Origin of the sequence: uncultured Microscilla sp. (assembly GCF_947493425.1) — a bacterium.
GTDB lineage: Bacteria > Bacteroidota > Bacteroidia > Cytophagales > Microscillaceae > Microscilla.
Map to the genome: position 1 here is coordinate 1 of NZ_CANLRP010000405.1, position 1014 is coordinate 1014.

General features: G+C 37.5%; 2 protein-coding genes. Both read left to right on the plus strand.

Going from position 1 to position 1014, the window contains the following annotated elements; all coding sequences use genetic code 11:
• The first annotated feature begins 104 nt into the window (after positions 1 to 104).
• Entirely contained in the window at positions 105 to 305 is a 201-nt protein-coding gene (locus Q0954_RS34040) for a hypothetical protein (RefSeq protein ID WP_299466568.1), read from the plus strand.
• 35 nt (positions 306 to 340) lie between these two features.
• A partial coding sequence (locus Q0954_RS34045) for a hypothetical protein (RefSeq protein WP_299466571.1) occupies positions 341 to 1014 on the plus strand: 674 nt, incomplete at its 3' end.

Sequence of the window (1014 nt, forward strand, 5' to 3'; positions counted from 1 at the left end):
CCTTCTGTATAAAATCTAGTGATGACAATTTAAATGACCATTATGAGGCTAAATATGTACTCATTATCTACAAAACTCATTAAATTTAAGAAAAAACTACGATTATGATAAAGGTAAAAGTACTCATAGAGGATGAAAATGGACATCAAATAGAAGTTATACGAGAATATCCTGGCGAATTAACAGGCAAAAGCCTTGATGAGGTAGAATCTTTAATTGGTGAGGTGAAATCTGATACAATGTCGGCAAGTGAACTGTCCTTACTTGAACTTAACCAAAAAGAAGGTAAAAAAAACCAGGGTTAAAATGCAATGGGCATAATGAGGTACAAATCCGAACCTTGAATGGCATTCACAATTTTAAGCAACAACGTTACTTGGATGCCAGTGGCAAAAGTAGTTATTTTTTAAGCAGTTATGAAAGTAAAGGGCTTCGCGAATTAATAAGTTTTTACAGTAATCGTGTGTCTTATAACGATTTAGCTGGTTTATTAACAAGAATTGTAGGGCAACAACCTTACTGCGTTAGCCATTTGCAAAACAAGGTTATAGAAGAGAGTAAACGAGTGGCTACCTATTTACATCAAATGCCGCCCAACCAGCAACTAAGCCTTAATTTTGTAGACGAAGTGGATATTTATGCAGCTGACGGGGAAGAAATTACTTATTTGGATGATGGAGTGGGAGTCAAACGCCAAAATGAACGACGTAGGTGTAAAGAAAGTCCTGGCTTCAAAAGTACCCAAAGGGTGCAAACAGATGTAATAGGAATTGGTAATCAAAAGCTAGGCTTCATTTACCTAAGTTCAGCAGAATCCACATCACTGGGTGGTGAGCTTGAAGACAAAATACACCTTATTCTAAGCAGAAGCTATAACAACAAACCTCTGCCTCTGGTAGCCATTACTGACGGAGCAACTGCGATCCGAAAGCGTGTGAAAAGGTTATTTGGTAAAAATGTCCCCATTTTGCTGGATTGGTATCATCTCGAACATAAGGTTAGGCAATATAGCAG